This is a genomic window from Dactylosporangium sp. CA-139114, assembly GCF_050955725.1.
In the GTDB taxonomy this organism is placed as follows: Bacteria; Actinomycetota; Actinomycetes; order Mycobacteriales; family Micromonosporaceae; genus Dactylosporangium.
In genome coordinates, this window is record NZ_CP192080.1 from 10,162,441 (window position 1) to 10,183,123 (window position 20,683).

The following is a 20,683-nucleotide window of genomic DNA, read 5'->3' on the forward strand; positions in this document are numbered from 1 at the left end:
TGTCAGCGTCTTCGGGTGGCCGTGGTGGTCGGCACCGTGCCGCCGCCGTTGCCACCGCCGCCGTTGCCGCCGCCCGGGCCCTGGCTGTTGCCCTGGCCGGGGCCGCCGCCGCCCGGGTTATCGGTGTTGCCCTGGCCAGGGTTGCCGCCGCCCGGGTTGTTCGGGTCGACCACCGGCGCGCTCGGCTGCGGCGAGATGCCCGTGCCGACGTCGAGGCGGCCGGTGTTGGCCGGCGGCCGGAAGTTGACCTTGGGTGCCTTGATCGCGGTCAGCGCGTCGTTGAGGAAGTCGCGCCAGATCGGACCCGGCAGCGAACCACCGATGATCGACGTGCCCTTCGAGTCCTTGATCGGCTGCTCGTCCTTCTTGTTGCCGACCCAGACCGCGACCGCGAGATCGGGGTTCTTCTTCACCGGGTCGTAGGCGGCGTAACCGACCATCCAGGCGTGCGCGTTGCCGCTCTGGTTCTGGCCGTACTGCCAGGTGCCCGTCTTGCCGGCGATCTGGCGCCCGTCCTTCATCTTGAGTTTGTAGTGCTCCGGCACGCCCTGCAGCACCGTGTTGATGTCGTCGGACATGCCGTCGGTGAAGCCCGGGATCCGCTTGGGGTTGATGACCTCGCTGTAGGTCTTCTTCCCGTCGGTCCACACCTCCTTGAGGAAGTGCGTCTTGGCCGCGTAGCCGCGGGCCGCGATGGTCGCGATGCCGCCGGCGTGCTCGAGGACCGTGACCGGGTACTGCCCGAACGCGACCTCGGTGTTGAAGGTGCCCGGGACCAGTTCCTTGCCGGTCTTGGTGGTCATGTCGATCTTCGTCGACTTGCCGTTGACGGTGGCCCACATGTCGGTGATGCCGGCCGCGCGGGCGGTGTCGATGACCTTGTCCGCGCCGACCTTCTCGGCGAGCGCGAAGAAGGGCACGTTGAGCGACATCACGGTGACCTCTTCGAGGGTGCACCAGCTGCTCGAGCCCGACTCGCACTTCGGATGGGAGACCGGGTTCTCGCCGGCGTTCTTGACCGGGTTGCCGCCCTTGATCGACCGGCCGGACGCCGGGAAGTCACCGGGGGAGTTGCCGTCCCACATCGAGTCGATGCGGTAGCCGGCCATCAGGCCCGTCGCCAGCGTGTAGACCTTGAACGTCGAGCCCGGCGGGTGGCCGCCGCAGCAGCTGTCCTCGCCGTTGCCGAGCACCGGGTCGTTGTAGTAGCCGGCGAAGTCGCCCCCGTTGCCGCTGTCGCCGCCGTAGTAGCCCTTCACCGCCCCGGTCCCCGGCTCGACCGCGACGAGCGCGGCCTGGAGGTTGTCGGGCTGCTTGTTCATGTTCGAGTCTTTGTTGCGGCTGGCCTCGCGCACCGCGATCGGCTGGATGTCCTTGTCGATCGTGGTCACGATCTTCAGGCCGCCGTTGCGGATCCGGTCGAAGTTCTTCTTGCCTTCGGCGTCGGTGTCCTCGTAGAGCAGCTGGCCGGTGCGCGGGTCGGTCAGCGCCGCGACCTCGCCGAGCACGTGGTGGACGATCAGGCCCTCGGGCTTGTCGAGGTTCTGCGCGGCCACCGAGCGCTTCCGGGCGTCGGCCGGGGTGATGACGTTGTCCGGGAACTTCATCCGCGTGTCGGCCTCGGCCTGCGGGACGAAGTTCAACTTGATCATCTGGCCCTTGATGTAGCCGAACCGCTCCTGGGCCTGCGTCTTGTCGATGTTGGGGTCGAACGGCGAGCCCTTGCCGCTGTTGCCCTCCGGGTTCTTGATCAGCCCGGCCAGGAGCATGGCCTCGTTCGTCTTCAGGTCCTTCGCGGGCTTGCCGAAGTAGGCCTGGGCGGCGGCCTCGACGCCGTAGGCGCCGCGGCCGAAGTAGACGACGTTGAGGTACATCGTCATGATCTCGTCTTTGCTGTACTGCTGGTTGAGCTTCAGCGCGATGACCGCCTCGCGGAGCTTTCGCGCGTAGGTGACGCCCTCGAGTTCGGCCCAGCGGCGGGCGTACTGCTGGCTGATCGTCGAGGCGCCCTGCCGGTCACCGCCGGAGATGTTGTTCCAGGCCGCCCGGACGACGCCCTTGTAGTCGACGCCGTCGTTCGTGTAGAAGCTGTTGTCCTCGGCCGCCACGACCGCGTGCTGCATGTCGGTCGGGATGTCCTTGAACGCCAGGACCGTGCGGTTCTCACCGATGCGAGCCATCTGGGTCTGGCCGTCGGAGTAGTAGATCGTCGTCGACTGGTCCAGCGAGATGTCGTCCGGCAGCGCGACCTTGTCGAAGTAGTACGTCCCGGCGACGATGCCGATGCCGGCGATCATGATGAACGCGGCGATCGAGGCGATGAGGATGTTGCGCCGGCGGCGCTTCTTGGCCTTGGCGGTGACGCTGCGGCCGTCCTTGCCGCCGCTGCCACCCGAGCCCGGGGGAACGTCACCCGGACCGCCGGGCCCCCCGGGGCCTCCAGGGCCCTCCATGACGTCGCCGAACGGTGCGCCGACCGCGGCGGAGCCGACGACGGCGCGGCCCACGCTCGCGCGGCCCGCGGCGCCCGGCACCGACGCCGAGCCCACAGAGGCCCGGCCGGTCGGCCCCTCGGGCGGCGAGACCCGCGCCGACCCGACGCTCGCCGAACCGCCGACCCGCGCGGAGCCGACGCTCGCCGAGCCCGTCACGGATGCGCGGCCCGTCGGCCCCTCGGGCGGCGAGACCCGCGCCGAGCCCACGCTCGCCGAACCGCCGACACGGGCCGAGCCGACGCTCGCCGATCCGGTGGCACCGCCACCGCCGACGCTCGCGCGCCCGACCTGCGCCCGGCCGGGCGGCGGAGCGGAGGGGTTGGGAGAGGGGGGTTCCGGCTGGATCCCGGGAACCTGCGCGCGGCCCGATTGGGGGTTGCTCGGGTCACCGTAGTTCATTCGTCCCACCTTGCCGGTTGCCTCGTCGGCGCGTGATGCGTCGCCGTCGTGTCTGTGAGCTGCGCCACTGCGGGCGCGGCCGTCGCGGCACTGCCCCGTTGCCGCACTTCGGGGGTCACACCAGGAAAGTCAGCGAGCATCGGCCCGTCCTCGTGACAACGCTTTGTCACGCGCAACAGGTTCACTCCGCCGCGCCTCCTCGTATCCGCGAGGATGGCTCATCACCCTCGGTCGCGAGTCCATCACGGCCCAGCAGGTACTGCTCGACGAGGTGGTTCCAGCCGCAGGCGCGGCAGACCTCCACGACGTAGACATGAAACTCACTCAGCGTCATCGCGAGGATCGGCAACTCGGCGAGCCGGCGCGCCTGCCCAGAGGACTGCCGCAACTCATCCCCGTAGATGTAGTGCACCAGGGTGAGGTTCTCGCGGCGGCAGACGGGGCAAAGCTCCTCCGTCGGCTCGCCGTGGAATTTCGCAGCGCTCTTCAGGTATGGCGACGCGTCGCACACCTCATACGTGCCGACGCGTCCGGATTGCACCTCACGCAGCAGGGCGCGTCTTCTCAGGGAGAAGTCGACAACCTGACGCTGGGTACGCATGGGGCCGAGGGTACGCGGTCGCGCGCCGCACGGCGACTCCCGTCACGATCGGTGACCGTCCGATAGACGACCTGCGGTGTGCTCCAGCGCACTTGGTCGCTTTTGTTGCATCGCGCGGGATCCCGACCTAACGTTCGATGTATCGGTCCGATACATCGGGCTGGTTACTGGAAGGAGGCCGGGAGTGCTCGAGTTGGCGATCCTGGGCCTTCTGCACGAGTCCCCGATGCACGGGTACGAGCTGCGCAAGCAGTTGACGACCAAGCTGGGGGCGTTCCGCTTCGCGATCAGCTACGGCTCGCTGTATCCGACCCTGCGCCGGCTGCAGGCGGACGGCTGGATCACCGAGGGTGCTCCAGCCGTCGACGCCCCGGCCGGCGCCAACGACGTACCCCTGCTCACCAGCAAGCGGGGCCGCGTGGTCTACACGATCACCGCGGAGGGCAAGGAGCGCTTCCAGGAGCTGCTCGGTGCCGCTGGACCCGAGACCTACGACAGCGAGGCCGGTTTCGGGGTGCACTTCGCATTCTTCGCGCGCACCGACCCCGCCACCCGGCTGCGGATCCTCGAGGGCCGCCGCCGGCGCGTGGAAGAGCGCCGCGAGGGCATGCGCGACGTGCTCAGCCGGGCCGCCGAGCGGCTCGACGCCTACACGCTCGAGCTGCAGCGGCACGGCCTGGACGCGTGTGAGCGCGAGGTCCGCTGGCTCGAAGAGCTCATTGCGAACGAACGCAATGGCACCACCCCTCAGCCGCCTTCGGCCCAAGATCCGGAGCGGTCATCGTGAACAACAAGAAGGAGGCATCCGCGATGAGCTCCGTCCGCGTTGCCATCGTCGGTGTCGGCAACTGCGCCTCGTCCCTGATCCAGGGCGTGGAGTACTACCGCAACGCCGACCCGAATGACCGGGTACCGGGTCTGATGCACGTCAAGTTCGGCGACTACCACGTCGGCGACGTCGAGTTCGTGGCGGCGTTCGACGTCGACGCGAAGAAGGTCGGCCAGGACCTCGCCGCGGCCATCGGCGCGAGCGAGAACAACACGATCCAGTTCTGCGACGTGCCGCCGACCGGCGTGACCGTCCAGCGCGGCCCGACCCACGACGGCCTCGGGCAGTACTACCGCGAGATGATCGACGAGTCCGACGAGCAGCCGGTCGACGTCGCTCAGGTGCTCCGCGACGCGCAGGCCGACGTCGTCGTGTGCTACCTGCCGGTCGGCTCCGAGCAGGCGGCGAAGTTCTACGCCCAGGCCGCGATCGACGCGGGCTGCGCGTTCGTCAACGCCCTGCCGGTGTTCATCGCCTCCAACCCGGAGTGGGCCCAGAAGTTCACCGACGCCGGGCTGCCGATCGTCGGCGACGACATCAAGAGCCAGGTCGGGGCCACGATCGTGCACCGCGCGCTGGCCAAGCTGTTCGAGGACCGCGGGGTCGAGCTGCTGCGGACGTACCAGCTCAACTTCGGCGGCAACATGGACTTCATGAACATGCTGGAGCGCACCCGCCTGGTCTCGAAGAAGATCTCGAAGACCCAGTCGGTGACGTCCCAGATCCCGCACGAGATGGTCAAGTCCGACGTGCACATCGGCCCGTCGGACCACGTGCCGTGGCTCGACGACCGCAAGTGGGCGTACATCCGCCTCGAGGGCAAGTCCTTCGGCGACACCCCGCTCAACGCCGAGCTCAAGCTCGAGGTGTGGGACTCGCCGAACTCGGCCGGCGTCATCATCGACGCGCTGCGGGCCGCGAAGATCGCCAAGGACCGCGGCATCGGCGGCCCGATCCTGTCGGCTTCGAGCTATTTCATGAAGTCGCCGCCGGTGCAGTACAACGACCACGACGCGCACGAATCGGTCGAGAAGTTCATCAAGGGCGAGATCGAGCGCTGATTTCGCTTCGGGAAGGGCCGGCCCACTCGGGCCGGCCCTTTTTTGTCACGGGATTGTCATAAGAGGCCGAACTCGCGCTCGATGCGCACCTTCGCTTCGAGTTCCAGCATGATCTTCTTGCGCCACAGCCCGCCGCCGAAGCCGACCAGCTTGCCGTCGGCGCCCACGACACGGTGGCAGGGAATGATGACCGGAATCGGATTCCGATTGCACGCGGTGCCGACGGCGCGGGCCGCGTCCGGCTCGCCCACCGCGGCCGCGATCTGGCCGTAGGTGCGCATCTGCGCGTACGGGATCGCGTAGAGCTGCCGCCAGACGGCGCGCTCGAAGTCCGAGCCCCCGCGCACCGACAACGGCACCGTGAATGTGATGTCCTCGCCCGCGAAATAGCGCGTGAGTTCGTCGCGCGCCCGCGTGAGCACCTCGTCCGGCTCCGCCGCCGTCGCATTCGACGGCAGGCCGCCGAAGCGCACCCGGCAGATGCCCGCCTCGTCGACCGCCACGCCGAGCGCATCGATCGGCGCCTGAACCTCAACCCACCGCACGTCGCCAATTCTGCCCCCTTTCGCCGGACGTTCGAAGTGGCGCGGTGGCGATACCCTCCAGGTGGCTTGCGAGGGGAGGCGCACGGTGGAGACGACGTTCCTGGTGATCGGCGCCGTAGGCGTGATCGTGCTCGCCCTCTCCGTCGTCATCGGCGACCTCTTCCACTTCGGCCATCCCGACGTGGACGGGCCGTTCTCGGTCCCCGCCGTCGCCGGGTTCATCGGCGCCTTCGGCTTCGCCGGCGCCGCCGTCGGGGCGCTCACCGGGGGCAACGGCCTGCTGATGCCGGTCGTCGGCGGTGTCGTCGCCGCCGTGCCGACCGCCTGGCTCGCGACGCGCCTGTCCCGGCTCGCGCTCAACATGCGCACCGACGCCACCCCGACCCAGCGCGACATGATCGGGACCACCGGCGTGGTCGTGACCCCCATCACCGGCAACGGCTTCGGTGAGGTCCGCATCTCCCTCGGTGGCCAGCCGTTGAAGGTCAGCGCCCGCGCCGACCGGCCCATCGCGCTCGGCGCCCGCGTCTTCGTGGTGGAGGCGACCAGCCCCACCAGCGTGATTGTGGAAGAAACCCCCCTCTAGATACCCCCTGGAAGAAGGAGCGGATGGACACAGTCCTGCTCGTCGCCATCGGCGGCGGCGTATTGTTGATCTTGCTGATCGTGCTCTTCATCGTCTCGCGCATCAAGGTGGCCGGCTCCAACGAGGCGTTCATCATCACGGGCCGCAAGGGCAAGTCGGTGCAGGGCCTCGACGGCTCGCGCTCGACCGACCTGTCGGGGCAGAAGGTCGTCATGGGCGCCTCGGTCTTCGTGGTGCCGATCGTGCAGAAGCTGCAGGTGCTCGACCTGTCCAGCCGCCGCATCCACGTCGAGATCACCGGCGCGGTGAGCAAGCAGGGCATCCGCGCCAACCTGCAGGGCGTGGCGATCGTCAAGGTCGGCGGCACCGAGGACGCCATCCGCGCCGCCGCGCAGCGATTCCTCAACCAGCAGCAGGGCATCGACCTGTTCACCAGCGAGGTCCTGGCCGGTGCGCTCCGCTCGATCGTCGGCCGGCTGACCATCGAGGAGATCATCCGGGACCGCACGGCGTTCGCCGGCGCGGTCGCCGAGGAGGCCGAGCACTCGCTCACCAACCAGGGCCTGGTGCTGGACACCTTCCAGCTGCAGGACATCTTCGCCGAGGGCTCCTACCTCGCCGACCTGGGCCGGCCCGAGGCCGCCCGGGTGCTGCGCGACGCGGCCATCGCCGAGGCGCAGGCCCGCCAGGCCGCCGAGTCCGAGCGGCTGCGCTCGGAGGAGGCCATCGCCGAGGCCAACCGGAACCTCGCGCTCAAGCAGGCCGGCATCCAGGCCGAGATCGACGCGGCCAAGGCGAAGTCGGCCGCGGCCGGCCCGCTCGCCCAGGCCGAGCGGGAGCAGATCATCCTCGCCGAGCAGCAGAAGGTGGCCGAGCGCAACGCCGAGCTCAAGCAGCGCCAGCTCGACACCGAGGTGCGCAAGCCCGCCGACGCCGAGCGCTACCGGGTGGAGCAGGAGGCCGAGGCGGCCAAGAACGCCGCGATCCTCAAGGCCGAGGCGCAGCGGCAGGCGACCATCGCGGCCGCCCAGGCCAACGCCGAGCAGGCCCGCCTCACCGGTGAGGGCGAGCGGTCCCGCCGTGCCGCGCTGGCCGAGGCCAACGCGATCGAGGGCGCCAAGGAAGGCGAGGCGGAGCAGCGGCGCCGTGTCGCCATCGCCGAGGCGCTCGAGCGCGAGGGCGCGGCCGAGGCGTCCGCCATCCTGGCCCGCGGCCAGGCCGAGGCCGAGGCCATGAAGCTCAAGGCCGACGCGTTCGCCACCTACGGCGAGGCCGCGATCCTCGACCTGCTGGTGCGCGTGATGCCGGATGTGGTCAAGGCGGCCAGCGACCCGATGGGCAACATCGACCGGATGACGGTGATCTCGACCGACGGCGCCTCGTCGCTGACCAAGTCGGTGGCGAACAACGTCGCCCAGGGCCTCCAGCTCGGCACCGACCTCACCGGCATCGACCTGCAGAAGCTGCTGAGCAAGCTCGGCGGTCTCGCGGGCGACGACGTCGTCGAGCCGGTGAACGGCCGGCCCGCCGTCGAGGCGCCCAAGTCGTAGCCTCGTGACCTTTCGGAGTGGGGTCCTCATCATTCGGTGAGGGCCCCCACTCTGTTCGTGCGGGGTCACACGGGCGTGGTTCGCCGTAGGCTTTGGGCCGTGTCCGCCAGCACCATCGCCCCCCGCCAGTCCAGACACTTCGTGCGCGCCGTGCTCCGTCAGCGGGGCTTCCGGCGGCTGGTCGCGGTCCGGGCGGTCGCCCAGGTCGGTGACGGGCTGTTCCAGGGCGCGCTGGCCGGCAGCGTGCTGTTCAATCCGCAGCAGCGGGCCGGCGGCATGGCGATCGCGGCCGGCTTCGCGATCCTCCTGCTGCCGTATTCGCTGGTCGGTCCGTACGTCGGCGTGTTCCTGGACCGCTGGCGGCGCCTGTCCATCGTGGTCGTCGCCAACCTCGTGCGCGCGCTGCTGGTGCTGCCGATCGCGGCGTTCGTCTGGACCGGCGAGAAGTCGCCGGTGCCGTTCCTGCTCGCCCTCGTGGTCATCGGGCTGAACCGGTTCTTCCTCGCCGGGCTCTCCGCGGCCACCCCGCACGTGGTGTCGGACACGACGCTGGTCACCGCGAACTCGTTCGCCGGCACGGTGGGGTCGCTGTGCTACTCGCTGGGCATCGGGGCGGGCGCCGCGCTCATCAAGACCGTGCTGGCCACGTCGTTTCACGGGTACGCGCTCGTCGCCGCCCTGGCCGCGGCCTTCTATCTCGTCTCCGCGCTCATCGGCCGGGCGAGCTTCGGCCCCGACGATCTCGGGCCGGACGCGGCGAACCGGAGGGGCGGCTCGATCCTGACCGCGCTCGTGCAGACCAGCCGCGGCACGGTCGCCGGGATCCGGCACCTGGCGGCCAAGCGCGGCGCGGCCTATCTGGTGCTCGCGCAGGCGACGTTCCGGTTGCTGTACGGCGTCGTCCTGCTCGCGTCCCTGCTGCTGTTCCGCACCGGGTTCAACCACGGCGGCGACGTCACCGGCTCGTTCGGCACCATCGCCAACGCGTTCCTGGCCGGCGGGGTCGGCATGATCATCGCCTCGTTCGCGACGCCCCCGGTCGCGCGCCGGATCGGCGGCTGGCGCTGGGTGGTGATCGTGCTGGCCGGCACCGGCGCCGCGATCCTGGGCTTCGGGCTGCCGTTCGACCCGGTGCTGCTGCTCGGGGCCGTGTTCGTGACGAACCTGGCCGCACAGGGCATCAAGATCGTGACCGATACCTCGCTGCAGCACGAGTGCGCGGACGAGTACCGTGGCCGCGTTTTCAGCATCAACGACACGACCTTCAACCTGACGCTCGTCGCCGGGATGTACCTGGGCGCGCTCACGCTGCCCGAGACCGGGCGCTCGGTGCCGGTGCTGTGTGTCGTGGCCGCCGGATACATGCTGGCCGCGGCCGGGTACGCGGCTCTGGGCGGCCGCTGGGCCCGCCGGGTCGGCGACGACATCGCCGGCCCCGGCGGGGCACTACGCCGTGCGCGTCAGTAGCGCTACGACGTCTTGGTCGCGGTGCTGGTGAACGTCGAGCCGCTCAGCGTCAGGTCGTTGCCCTTGCACGTGTACTTCGCCGGGTTGTCGTCCGTCTGGAACGGCTCGGTCTCGTCGTAGTTGATCGACGGCGCCTTCGTGTTGATGGTGCCCGTCGCCTGCACGTTCTGGTAGGCGATGGTCCCGCTCGTGGTCGACACGTTCGAGGTGACCGTCGCGTTGACCGTCAGCGTGATCGGGGTCGCCGAGCCCGAGATGGTCGGGTTGCCCGTGAGGGTCGTGTCCTTGTACGTCTCGGTCAGCTTCCCGTCCGCGGTGAACTTCAGCGTCGAGCCGTTCTTGGTCAGGTTGATCGGCACGTTGCCGACGCCGTCCATCGGGACCTGCTGCGTGAAGGTCTTGGTGGTCCAGGTGCCGACCAGGCACTCGTCGATCGCGGCCTTCTCGGTCGCCTTGCCGGTCCCGGTCGCGGCCGGCCCGCCGGTCGTGCTGTTCGCCTGCGGGTTGGTCTTGTTGTCGTCGCCGCCCTTGAGCGCCGCGACCACCACGATCGCCACGACCAGGATCACCAGCACGCCCGACAACGCCAGGACGGGCATGAGGAACTTGTTCCGGCCGCCGCCCGACGGCGACGAGCCGCCGCCGTAGGTCGCGCCGTAGGCGGTGGGCGGAGCGGAGATCGGGTCGTTGTATGAGGGTGGAGCCGAATATTGCGGTCCGGAGCTGGTGGGGTATCCGGCATAGGGCTGCTGTCCGCCGTACGGTCCGCCACTGTACGGCGTGCCGCTCGTCGGCTGCTGGGGCGCCTGCGGGACGCCTCGATAGGTGCGGCACTGCGTGCAGTAGCCGTTCGCATCAATGCCCATGCCGCCGCACGTTGGACACGGCTGCATGTCTGCCTCCAGGTTCAGGGGGGGTTGCGTGCTAGCGACGGTAGCGGACCCGGTCTACACGCAGAAGCGGCCGAATCGCCACATGCACGACGCTACGGTGGTCGGGGTTCCGACAACCTGACGATCTCAAGCAACAGGCTCCGGGATTGTCGCTTTAAGTAGTCGTAAGATTACGAAATGTCAACACCACCGGAGCCTGGCGACCCCCGGCCGCCCGAGCTCGCCGAGCCGCTGCCGCCGTCCGCACCCGTTCCCGGTGTGCCCGGAGCGGTCCGGCCCGAATCGCTGCGGGACTCGTCGCCGCGGTCGAAAGAAGATCCCCAGTTCCCGCCGCCGACCAATGGTGGAGCCGGTGCCGAGGCCAGGGCGCTGCCGGTCGCCCCGCCCGCCGAGCCACCGCCGCCCGCGTCCCCGGCGCGCCGGCTCGTCCCGCTGGCCGGCGGGGCCGTGCTGGCGCTCGCGGTCGTGGCGGTCGTGGCGTACCTCGTGCTGGCGCCCGGCCGCGAGTCGGCCGAGTCCATCGGCGGCCCGGTCTCGGCCGTCGCCTCCGGCCGCGGACCGGCGCCCCAGGTCGGCGGCCCGATCACCACCGGCGCGCAGAGCAACCCGCCGCCGGACGGGGCCACCGTCGGGCCGACCGGCGCCCGCACCCAAGCCCCGGCCGGGGTTCCGTGCGCCTACGCGTCGGCCGACCGCGGCGAGGGCGACTCGCGCCTGATCGCCACCCCCGCACCCAAGTCCACGCTGACCGGGCGGGTGGCCGCGACGATCCAGACGAACCTGGGACCCATCGGCATTCAGCTGTACGCCGACCGCGCGCCCTGCACCGTCAACTCCTTCGTGCACCTCTCCCGCGACGACTTCTACAGCGACACGCCGTGTCACCGGCTCACCACGGACGGGTTGTACGTCCTGCAGTGCGGCGATCCGAGCGGCACCGGAACCGGGACGCCCGGCTACCAGTTCGGCGAGGAGAACCTGCCCACGACCGTGCCGCCGTATCCGCGGGGCACGCTCGCGATGGCCAACGCGGGCCCGGGAACCAACGGGTCGCAGTTCTTCGTAGTCTACAAGGACAGCGACATCCCGCCCGACTACACCGTCTTCGGCACCGTGACCAGCGGGATGGACCTGCTCGACCGGATCGCCGCCGCCGGCACCACGACGGGCGGACCGGACGGCCCGCCCAAGCTCGCCGTGCAGATCACCGAGATCCGGGTGGCGTGACGCCCTCGGCCTCGGCCCACTTGCGCAGCTCGATGATGGCCTCCTCGTGCTCGAGGGGGCCACGCTCGAGCCGCAGCTCCTTGAGGTAGCGCCAGGCGCGGCCCACGATCGGGCCGGGCGGCACCCCGAGCAGCTCCATGATCGCGTTGCCGTCGAGGTCGGGCCGGACCCGGGCCAGGTCCTCCTCGGCGGCGATGCGCGCGATCCGCTTCTCCAGCGCGTCGTAGTCGGACGCGAGCTGGGCCGCCTTGCGCCGGTTGCGGGTGGTCACGTCCGAGCGCGTGAGCGCGTGCAGCCGGTCGAGCAGCGGGCCGGCGTCGGTGACGTAGCGGCGCACGGCCGAGTCGGTCCACTCGCCGCGGCCGTAGCCGTAGAAGCGCAGGTGCAGCGCGACCAGCTCGGCGACGTCGGAGATCACGTCCTTCGGGAACTTCAGCGCCTTCATCCGCTGCTTGGTCAGCCGCGCGCCGACGATCTCGTGGTGGTGGAAGCTCACGCCGCCGTCCGAACCGACCGCCTTCGTCGCCGGCTTGCCGATGTCGTGCATGAGCGCCGCCATGCGCAGGGTGAAGTCGGCGCCGTTGCGCTCGTGGCCGATCGCGTTGCGTACGACGATCAGCGTGTGCTCGTACACGTCCTTGTGCTGGGCGTGCTCGTCGATCTCCAGCTTGAGGCCGGACAGCTCCGGCAGGAACTGCTCGGCGAGGCCGGTCTCGACCAGCAGCCGCAGGCCGGCGACCGGGTCCTGGCCGCACATGAGCTTCACGAACTCGTCCCGCACCCGCTCGGCCGTGATTCGGGCCAGGTCGGGCGCCATCTCGGTGATCGCGGCCAGCACCTCGGGCGCGACGGCGAAGCCGAGCTTGCTCACGAACCGGGCCGCGCGCAGCATCCGCAGCGGGTCGTCGGCGAAGGAGTCCTCCGGCCGGCCCGGGGTGCGCAGAACCCCCTCGGCCAGGTCGTTCAGGCCACCGTACGGGTCGGTGAACTCGTGGCCCGGCACCGAGACCGCCATCGCGTTGACGGTGAAGTCGCGCCGGCGCAGGTCGTCGGCCAGGTTGTCGCCGTACTGGACGATCGGGTTGCGGCTCACGCGGTCATACGCGTCCGCGCGGAACGTGGTGACCTCGATGCGCAACCCTCGCCGGGCCAGGCCGATCGTGCCGAACTCCTGGCCGGTGGTCCACACCGACTCGGCCCAGCCGCCGATGATGCGCAGCGTCTCCTCGGGCCGCGCGTCGGTGGTGAAGTCGAGGTCGTCGCCGAGGCGCCCGAGCAGCGCGTCACGCACCGAGCCGCCGACCAGGTGCAACTCCTTGCCGGCCCGGCCGAAGCGTCGGCCGAGCTCGTCGGCGACGGGGGAAACGCGCAGCAGCTCGTGCACGGCGCGGCGCTGGGCTTCGTTGAGGGCGCGTGTGGTCTCGGGCATCGGTCGGCCAGCCTATCGCGACGGGGAAAGCAGGCACCGAGGGTAGCCGCCGGATGTGCGCCGGGTCGCCTGAAAATCGGCGACCCCTCGGAAGTGTCGGGGGGTGCCACTATGGTCGGTGCTGCGAGCGTGAACGTACGGGCGAGTTGGGATGTGGCGAATGGATCCGGGGCAGGACCCGGCACAGCGCGGGCGCTGGAGCGATGACCCGACCGCGTCGATGCGACCGGACTCGGACGCGCAGCTCGTGGACGAGGACGGCTGGCCGGACCCTCTTGGCGAGCCGCCGCGGCGTCGTCGGGGCGCGCACCGGGCGCACGACGAGCCGACGCAGGTCGTGCCGCCCGCTGAGCCGCCGTCGTGGGCCGGCCTAGGCCCCGCCGCTGCTACGCAGATCGTGCCGCCCACGCCTTCTTCCGCGCCGCCGGCTTCGGGGCCGTCGACGGCCGCGACGCCTTCGTGGGCCGGTCCCGCCGCCGAGCCGCCGTCGTGGGCCGACCCGGGCCCCGCCGCTGCCACGCAGATCGTGCCGCCCACGCCTTCATCCGCGCCACCATCGTTCGCGCCGCCTTCATCCGCGCCACCATCGTTCGCGCCGCCTTCATCCGCGCCGCCCGCGCAGGGGTCCTCGGGACTGCCCGCCTGGGCCACGGAGTCGCCGGCTTGGACGCCCGCCGCACCCGCGGGACCCGCCGAGAGCGCGCATCCGGCGCCTGCGACGCCTTCGTGGGCCGCAGCCTCGCCCGCCGAGCCGACGCAGATCGTGCCGCCCGCGCACGGGTCTTCCGAGCGGCCTTCCCCGTGGGCCGAGTCCTCGCCCGCCGAGCCGACACAGATCGTGCCGCCCGCACCGCCGCACGCCGCGCCGCCGCACGCCGCGCCGCCGCGGCCGCACGCGCACGCCGCGCCGCCGCACGCGCACGCCGCGCCGCGGCCGGGGCACACGCCGCCGCGTGAGCCTGGGTCGCTCGCGGCGACGGGCGCGCCGGAGGATCGCGGGGGCGAGTTCCTGTCCGGGCCCACGCAGCTGCTCCGGCCCCCGGCCGGACCTCTCGACCCCGGGCAGACCGTCCGGCTCGAGGTCGGCCGCCGCCCCGCGGACATGCCCCTCGACCCCGCCAACGCGCCCACCGTCGCGATGCCGCTCGTCGTCCCGCGGCCGCAGGTGGTGGCCGACGCGCCGGTCGTGGAGGAGACCGCGCCGCCGTCCGCGGCCGACGACGACAGCACCGGCACCGTCGTGCGCAACAGCAGCACGATGGCCATCCTGAGCCTGGTCAGCCGGGCCACGGGGTTCATCCGGGCCGCGGCCATCGCGGCGGCCATCGGCGGTGCGGTGGTCGGCGACGACTACACGCTGGCGAACAACCTGCCCAACCAGGTGTACGAGCTGCTGCTCGGCGGCGTCCTGGCCAGCGTGCTCATCCCCACGCTGGTGCGGGCCCGCAAGGAGGACCCCGACCGCGGCGAGGCGCACGCCCAGCGCCTGCTCACCCTGGCCGTCGTCGCGCTCGGCATCGCCACGCTGATCGTGGTCGTCGCCGCGCCGCTCATCACCGCCATTTACACCCTCGGCAACGACAAGGTCACGAGCAGCGACCGCGACCTGATCACGCTGCTGGCGTACCTGCTGCTGCCCGAGATCTTCTTCTACGGCCTCGCGGGCATCTCGGCCGCGATCCTCAACGTGCGCGGGCACTTCGCGGCGCCGATGTGGACGCCGATCCTCAACAACGTCGTCATCATCGTCACCGCCGGCGTGTTCATGATGGTGCGCGGCGGCGGGCTGCCGACGCCGGAGACGATCACGCTGCCCCAGGTGCTGGTCCTCGGCCTGGGCACCACGCTCGGCATCGTCGTGCAGGCGGCCGGCCTGTGGCCCGCCATGCGCAAGACCGGGTTCCGCTGGAAGTGGCGCTTCGACTTCCGCAAGCTGCACCTGCGCGAGCTGGCGAAGCTGGGCGCCTGGATGCTGCTCTACGTCGGGGTGTACCAGCTGGGCATCACCGTCGTCATGGCGCTGGCCAAGAACAACCAGCTCCGCGGCGGCGAGGGCCCGGCCGTGTTCAACAACGCCTTCCTGATCTTCATGATGGCTCACGGCATCGTCGCGGTCTCGGTCATCACGGCGATCATGCCGCGCATCTCCGCCGCCGCCGCGGACGGGCGCTTCTCCGACGTCACCGAGCAGCTCGCCCAGGCCAGCCGCCTGGCGTCGGTGATCCTGATCCCGGCCGGGGCCGTGTACCTCGTGCTCGGCCGCCCGCTCGCGGTCACGCTGTTCAACTGGGGCAGCTACAGCTACGACCAGTCGCTGGCCACCGGGTCGGTGGTCGCCGCGGCCGGCCTCGGCCTGGTGCCGTTCGCGCTGAGCCAGATGCAGACGAGCGTCTTCTACGCGATGCGCGACACGAAGACCCCGGCGCTGGTCAACATCGGCGGCGTCGCGGTGCGCCTGATCCTCGACGTCGGCTTCTACTTCGTCCTGCCGGTCGCGGTCGTCACGACCTCGCTCATGGTCGGCACGGCGCTGTCCTACGTCGTGGCCCTCGTCGTCGGCTACGTCCTGCTCCGCAAGCGCCTCGGCCGGCTCGGCCTGCGCAAGCTGCTGGACACGCTGATCCGGCTCGGCGTCGCCGCCGCGGCCGGTGGCCTGCTGGCCCTGGGCGTGACGTGGCTGGTCGGCCTGATGATCGACCCCGGCAAGGTCCAGGGCGTGGTGCAGCTGATCCTCGGCAGCGCAGTCCTGCTCGCCGTCTACGCCGCCGGCGCCATGTTCCTGAAGGTGCCCGAGGTCAACCAGTTCGCCTCGATGATCCGGCGCCGCCTCGGCCGCTGATGGTGTTCACGACAGCGCAGAGCAGCCGTGAGCGATATTTGCCGAGATTGACGTTTACGGGTGGCTTGTGGCGATTCGACAGAGATCGTCGTCTCAGTGGGTGGCGAGGGTGAACCCGAACGGGGCTGCGCTCGTGAGACCGATGTGGGCGCTGTGACTCCCGGGCCTCCGGGCGCGTGACACACACTCCGTCCTGCGGTTCGTCAGATTTGCGGCCCAATGTCCGATATGACGCTCCGCGGCGGCGCCGGGCAGCGTGGCGGTCAGCGACTATTCGGTGAAAAGTGCATGAAGGGGAAATGACCGCCGTGTCCTGACATGGGTGATCAATTGGCCTCACGCGGGGTGGTCCGGAGATGATGACGTGTCGGAGACCTAAGAGCCGACAGGTAAGGTCAACCCCGGCGCCCTGCCGAAGCGCTTAGGCTTAGTGACTGCGACTCGCGTTACGACAGACGCCACAGGTTGGCACACGGATCGGAAGGGAGGACGGGTGGCTGAGCTCGACGAAGGGCTGGAGGCTGGGGGCGCTCCCCAGGTTCTGACCTTCGGCACCCCATCCGTCGGTGAAATCCTTGCCGAGCGCTACCAGCTCGAAGAGCACATCGGCAACGACTCGCTGGGTCGCCAGCTCTATCGCGGCATCGACGTCATCCTGCGTCGCCCGGTAGCGGTGGTCACGCGCTACCCCGGTGGGGAGAGCGCGAAGGAGATGCTGGCCGCGGCGGTCGCCATGAGCCGCATCGTGCACCCCCACCTCGTCGGCGTCTACGACGCGATCGACGAGGGCGAGCGCGCCTACGTGGTGCGCGAGTGGGTCGACGGCATCGCGCTGCGCGACATCGTGGCGCAGGGCCCGCTCGACGCTGGGCGCTCGATCGCGATCGCGTGGGCCGTCACCGACGCCGTCGCGGCGATGCACGGCACCGGCATGGCGCACGGAAACGTGCACCCCGGCACGGTGCTCGTCGCGCACGACGGCCGCGTGGTGCTCACGGACGCGCGGGCCGACGACGGCGCCACGCCGGAGACGGACATCCGCGCGATCGGCGCCGTGCTGTACTGCGCGCTGACCGGCTACTGGCCGCACGCCGAGGCCGGCACCTACTCGGTGCCCGACGGCGTCCGCGACGGGAACGGCGCGCTGCAGACCCCGCGCCAGGTGCGCGCCGGCGTGCCCGCCGCCCTCGACTCGCTCGTCGCCGACCTGCTCAACCCCGACCTCCCGCTGCCCTCGGCCGAGTCGCTCGCCGGCGAGCTCGCCTCGTTCGGCAGCCTCGACGAGGAGGAGGCGGCCGAGGAGGGCGGGCGCGTCGACTTCGCCGCGTTCGACTCCGCCGCGCAGTCCACCGCCCCGCCGAAGCCCGCCGGACGCAAGCTCGCCGTGGGCGTCGTCGGCCTGCTCGTGCTCGCCCTGGCCGGCACGCTGGCCGCGGCCCGCGTGCTGGGCGACCCGGCCACGCCGGAGACGCAATCGCCGGGGAACGGGCCGGTCGGCACGACCGCGTCGCAGCAGGCCAAGCCGGCCGGGCAGCCGGTCGTGCTCAAGATCGATCCCTCCAAGGTCCGCATCATCGACCCGCAGGGCACCCGCTCCGAGGTCAAGGACGCCGACAAGACCGTCGACGGCGACGCCAACACGGTGTGGAAGACCGAGCGCTACCCGAAGGCCGACTTCGGCGGCAAGAAGGCCGGCATGGGCGTGTGGCTCGACCTCGGCGAGGAGAAGCAGGTCGTCTCCGTGCAGGTCGACTTCCAGACCCCGGGCGCGGACGGCGAGCTGCGGGCCGGCAGCCAGGACCTCGGCAGCGGTCAGTCCCAGGACCAGGCGACGGTGCAGCAGTACGGCACCGTGGCCGGCACGCCGCGGCAGAACATGGGCAGCACGACGATCTTCAACGGGCCGGAGCAGAAGACGCGCTACCTGCTCGTGTGGATCACCAAGCTGCCCAAGGAGAGCAACAGCGGATACCGCGTGGCTATCGGAGAGATAACCGTCCGGGTGCAGTGACCCCACGGACCGGCCGCGATCGATAGGGTGCGAGCCGTGGACGCTGCGGAGCCGGGCGCGCGGGACATGCGCGACGACGCGTGGCTGCTGCGTGCCCACTCCGGCGGCGACCCTCACGCCTTCAGCGAGCTCGTCCAGCGCCACCGCGACCGCCTCTGGGCGGTCGCGCTGCGCACGCTGGGCGACCGCGAGGAGGCCGCCGACGCGCTCCAGGACGCCCTGCTCTCGGCGTTCCGCGCGGCCGGCAACTTCCGCGGCGACTCGGCCGTCACCACCTGGCTGCACCGGATCGTGGTGAACGCGTGCCTCGACCGGGTGCGCCGTCGTCAGGCCCGCCCCACGGTCCCGCTGCCCGAGACGGACATCACACCGGCCCCGGCGACCGACCGCGACACGGCCCTGGACGTGCGCCAGGCGCTGCAGCAACTGCCCATGGAGCAGCGGGCCGCGCTCGTGCTCGTGGACGTGCAGGGCTACGCCGTCGCCGAGGCCGCCGTGATGCTCGGCGTCGCGGAGGGCACCATCAAGAGCAGGTGCGCGCGCGGCCGGGCCCGGCTCGCGCTGCTCCTCGGCCACCTGCGGAACCCCGTCGACGGTGGCCGCGTCCCATCTGATGCGGCCCGGGCCGGCGCGCCCGCGAACGCCCGAGCCGCCGCACCGACCGACGCCCTGCCCGGCGGCCGGTCCGGCGTCCCGCACGACGCCCGGGCCGACGACCGAGCCGGGCCGACGACCGACAACCGCCCCACCGGGCTCGCGTCAGACGTCCCATCCGCGTCCGGAAAGGAGGGTGGCGCGTGACGGCCTTCACCGAAGCCGACCTCGACCGGCTCGCCGATTTCGTCGGCGGGGCGCTGGACGGCACCCCGGCCGCGGACGACGTGCGCCACCTGGTCAGCACCGAGGAGAGCTGGGCCGAGGCCTACGCGATGCTCGTGTCGGCCGACGCGGCCATGCGTGACGAGCTGCACGCGCTGGGGGCGGAGGCACTCCCGGTACCGCTGGATGTGCAACAACGCCTGGACGCGGCCCTGGCCTCGGCCGTCACCGCGCCCCCCGCGGACGCCCCCGTGGTCGACCTGAACCGTGCGCGCGAAGCGCGCAAACGGCGCCGGACGCGCTGGACCGCCGGGTTGGCCGCGGCCGCCGCGGTGCTCGTGTGCGGCGGCGTGGGCGTGCAGGTGCTGCGCGAGTCCGGGGCCACCAAGTCCGACCGGCCCGCGTCCGCCGTGCCCAACGTGGCCGCGGGCGGGCCCGAGCGCGGCTCCGCCACCGGCGCCCAGGGCGACGCCGGGCCCGGATCGTCGGGGTTCCTGCCGTTCTCGGGGGACTCGCCGATCATCTCCAGCGGCCGCGACTACGCCCGGGGCACGGTCGGCGGCGTCGCCGAGACGGTGCCGAAGGCGCAGTCCCACAACAACGTGCAGGGCGACGGCGGCGCGAGCGCGTTCGACAACAGCGCCAAGGCCCCGGCGGCCGTGCCGAGCCCCCTCGCGCGCCTCGCCGAGCCGGCCGCGCGGGCCGCGTGCATCACGGCGATTACGAGGGAATACGGTGGTCAGGTGGCGCTGGTCGACTACGCCGCGTTCGAGGGGCAGGCGGCGCTGGTCGTGGTCGTCGACGGTTCGCGGACCGCGGTGGGCAGGCGTCTCGTGATCGTCGTCGGACCGGACTGCGGCCTCGGCGGGGCGATCGCCGACGAACGGTACCGAACCACCGCCCCGTAGTGGTGATGTGGCACACGAGTCACCGTTCACCGGGAATGGCCGGTTCGTAGGATGGCGTTTTGCTGGCACAGGCTGAATTCGAGGAGTCGACCGTGGACGAGGTCCGCAACCTGATCATCGTGGGGTCCGGTCCCGCCGGGTACACGGCTGCCGTCTACGCGGCCCGGGCCAACCTCAAGCCCCTGGTGATCGAGGGTGTTACTTCCGGTGGCGCGCTGGTGACCACCACCGAGGTGGAGAACTTCCCCGGCTTCCCGGACGGCATCAACGGGCCCGAGCTCATGGACAACATGCGCAAGCAGGCCGAACGCTTCGGGGCCGAGTTCATCACCGACGACGCGACCCGGGTCGCGCTCGACGGCCCGGTGAAGAGCGTGTGGGTCGGCGAGACGGAATACCAGGGCAAGGCCGTCATCCTGGCCACCGGCTCCGCCTGGCGCCCGCTCGGCGTGCCGGGCGAGCAGGAGCTGCTCGGCCGGGGCGTGTCGTCCTGTGCCACGTGTGACGGCTTCTTCTTCCGCAACGAGAACATCGTCGTCGTGGGCGGCGGCGACTCGGCGATGGAGGAGGCGACCTTCCTCACCCGCTTCGCCGCCAAGGTCACGATCATCCACCGCCGCGACTCGTTCCGCGCCAGCAAGATCATGGCCGAACGCGCCCTGGCCAACGAGAAGATCGAGGTCCTCTGGAACAGCGTCGTGACGGAGGTCGTCGACGGCGGCGGCCGCGTCGGCGCGGTGCGCGTCAAGAACACCGTGAGCGGCGAAGAGCAGGACCTGCCGGTGGCCGGCGTGTTCGTCGCGATCGGTCACGACCCGCGCAGCGAGCTGTTCCGCGGCCAGGTCGAGCTCGACGACGAGGGCTACGTGAAGGTGGCCGCGCCGAGCACCCGCACCAACATCGAGGGCGTGTTCGCCGCCGGCGACGTCGTCGACCACACCTACCGGCAGGCCATCACCGCCTCGGGCACCGGCTGCGCCGCGGCCCTTGACGCCGAGCGGTACATCGCGGCCCTGTAGAGCGA

General features: G+C 71.1%; 15 protein-coding genes and 1 pseudogene. 11 read left to right on the forward strand and 5 right to left on the reverse strand.

The window, feature by feature from the left end; translation table 11 throughout:
• Positions 1-2: 2 nt before the first annotated feature.
• Both ACQP2P_RS45845 and ACQP2P_RS45850 read right to left on the reverse strand, forming a co-directional pair.
• Complete coding sequence (locus ACQP2P_RS45845) at positions 3-2,894, reverse strand: transglycosylase domain-containing protein (RefSeq protein ID WP_433611964.1); 2,892 nt, start codon at positions 2,892-2,894, stop codon at positions 3-5.
• Between the two features lie 181 nt (positions 2,895-3,075).
• Entirely contained in the window at positions 3,076-3,495 is a 420-nt protein-coding gene (locus ACQP2P_RS45850) for a DUF5318 domain-containing protein (protein WP_433611966.1), read from the reverse strand.
• A gap of 184 nt (positions 3,496-3,679) precedes the next feature.
• On the opposite strand from ACQP2P_RS45850, the gene ACQP2P_RS45855 reads away from it, so the two are divergent.
• Together ACQP2P_RS45855 and ACQP2P_RS45860 are read left to right on the forward strand one after the other, a co-directional pair.
• A complete protein-coding gene (locus ACQP2P_RS45855) occupies positions 3,680-4,282 on the forward strand; it encodes a PadR family transcriptional regulator (protein ID WP_433611968.1) in 603 nt (200 codons plus the stop codon).
• Between the two features lie 23 nt (positions 4,283-4,305).
• A complete protein-coding gene (locus ACQP2P_RS45860; protein WP_433611970.1) occupies positions 4,306-5,385 on the forward strand; it encodes an inositol-3-phosphate synthase in 1,080 nt (359 codons plus the stop codon).
• 56 nt (positions 5,386-5,441) lie between these two features.
• Here the strand turns inward: ACQP2P_RS45860 and ACQP2P_RS45865 are convergent, their stop codons facing one another.
• Positions 5,442-5,930, reverse strand: a complete 489-nt coding sequence (locus ACQP2P_RS45865; RefSeq protein WP_433611972.1) for a methylated-DNA--[protein]-cysteine S-methyltransferase — start codon at positions 5,928-5,930, stop codon at positions 5,442-5,444.
• Between the two features lie 85 nt (positions 5,931-6,015).
• On the opposite strand from ACQP2P_RS45865, the gene ACQP2P_RS45870 reads away from it, so the two are divergent.
• The 3 genes from ACQP2P_RS45870 to ACQP2P_RS45880 all read left to right on the forward strand — a co-directional run bounded on the left by ACQP2P_RS45870 (position 6,016) and on the right by ACQP2P_RS45880 (position 9,533).
• Entirely contained in the window at positions 6,016-6,516 is a 501-nt protein-coding gene (locus tag ACQP2P_RS45870) for an NfeD family protein (RefSeq protein ID WP_433081850.1), read from the forward strand.
• A gap of 23 nt (positions 6,517-6,539) precedes the next feature.
• Positions 6,540-8,066: a flotillin family protein gene (locus ACQP2P_RS45875; protein WP_433611975.1), complete on the forward strand. Its 1,527-nt coding sequence runs from the start codon at positions 6,540-6,542 to the stop codon at positions 8,064-8,066.
• Between the two features lie 99 nt (positions 8,067-8,165).
• Entirely contained in the window at positions 8,166-9,533 is a 1,368-nt protein-coding gene (locus ACQP2P_RS45880) for an MFS transporter (RefSeq protein ID WP_433611977.1), read from the forward strand.
• 2 nt (positions 9,534-9,535) lie between these two features.
• Here the strand turns inward: ACQP2P_RS45880 and ACQP2P_RS45885 are convergent, their stop codons facing one another.
• Positions 9,536-10,399, reverse strand: coding sequence for a hypothetical protein (locus ACQP2P_RS45885; RefSeq protein ID WP_433611979.1), 864 nt, complete (start codon positions 10,397-10,399; stop codon positions 9,536-9,538).
• Between the two features lie 204 nt (positions 10,400-10,603).
• On the opposite strand from ACQP2P_RS45885, the gene ACQP2P_RS45890 reads away from it, so the two are divergent.
• Positions 10,604-11,653, forward strand: a complete 1,050-nt coding sequence (locus ACQP2P_RS45890) for a peptidylprolyl isomerase (protein ID WP_433611981.1) — start codon at positions 10,604-10,606, stop codon at positions 11,651-11,653.
• Here ACQP2P_RS45890 and ACQP2P_RS45895 read toward each other — a convergent pair.
• Positions 11,631-13,082: a CCA tRNA nucleotidyltransferase gene (locus tag ACQP2P_RS45895; RefSeq protein WP_433611983.1), complete on the reverse strand. Its 1,452-nt coding sequence runs from the start codon at positions 13,080-13,082 to the stop codon at positions 11,631-11,633. The genes ACQP2P_RS45890 and ACQP2P_RS45895 overlap by 23 nt on opposite strands.
• An 838-nt stretch (positions 13,083-13,920) precedes the next feature.
• Between ACQP2P_RS45895 and murJ the strand changes: the two genes are divergently transcribed.
• The 5 genes and pseudogenes from murJ to trxB all read left to right on the forward strand — a co-directional run bounded on the left by murJ (position 13,921) and on the right by trxB (position 20,678).
• A complete protein-coding gene (gene murJ / locus ACQP2P_RS45900) occupies positions 13,921-15,921 on the forward strand; it encodes a murein biosynthesis integral membrane protein MurJ (RefSeq protein ID WP_433611985.1) in 2,001 nt (666 codons plus the stop codon).
• 493 nt (positions 15,922-16,414) lie between these two features.
• Entirely contained in the window at positions 16,415-17,932 is a 1,518-nt protein-coding gene (locus tag ACQP2P_RS45905) for a protein kinase family protein (protein WP_433611987.1), read from the forward strand.
• A 66-nt stretch (positions 17,933-17,998) separates the two neighbouring features.
• A pseudogene (gene sigM, locus ACQP2P_RS45910) lies at positions 17,999-18,568 on the forward strand (RNA polymerase sigma factor SigM); the annotation flags it as partial.
• 161 nt (positions 18,569-18,729) lie between these two features.
• Positions 18,730-19,659 (forward strand): hypothetical protein, encoded by a 930-nt coding sequence (locus tag ACQP2P_RS45915; protein ID WP_433611989.1) that lies wholly within the window; start codon positions 18,730-18,732, stop codon positions 19,657-19,659.
• 92 nt (positions 19,660-19,751) lie between these two features.
• Complete coding sequence (gene trxB / locus ACQP2P_RS45920; RefSeq protein ID WP_433619563.1) at positions 19,752-20,678, forward strand: thioredoxin-disulfide reductase; 927 nt, start codon at positions 19,752-19,754, stop codon at positions 20,676-20,678.
• Positions 20,679-20,683: the final 5 nt, after the last annotated feature.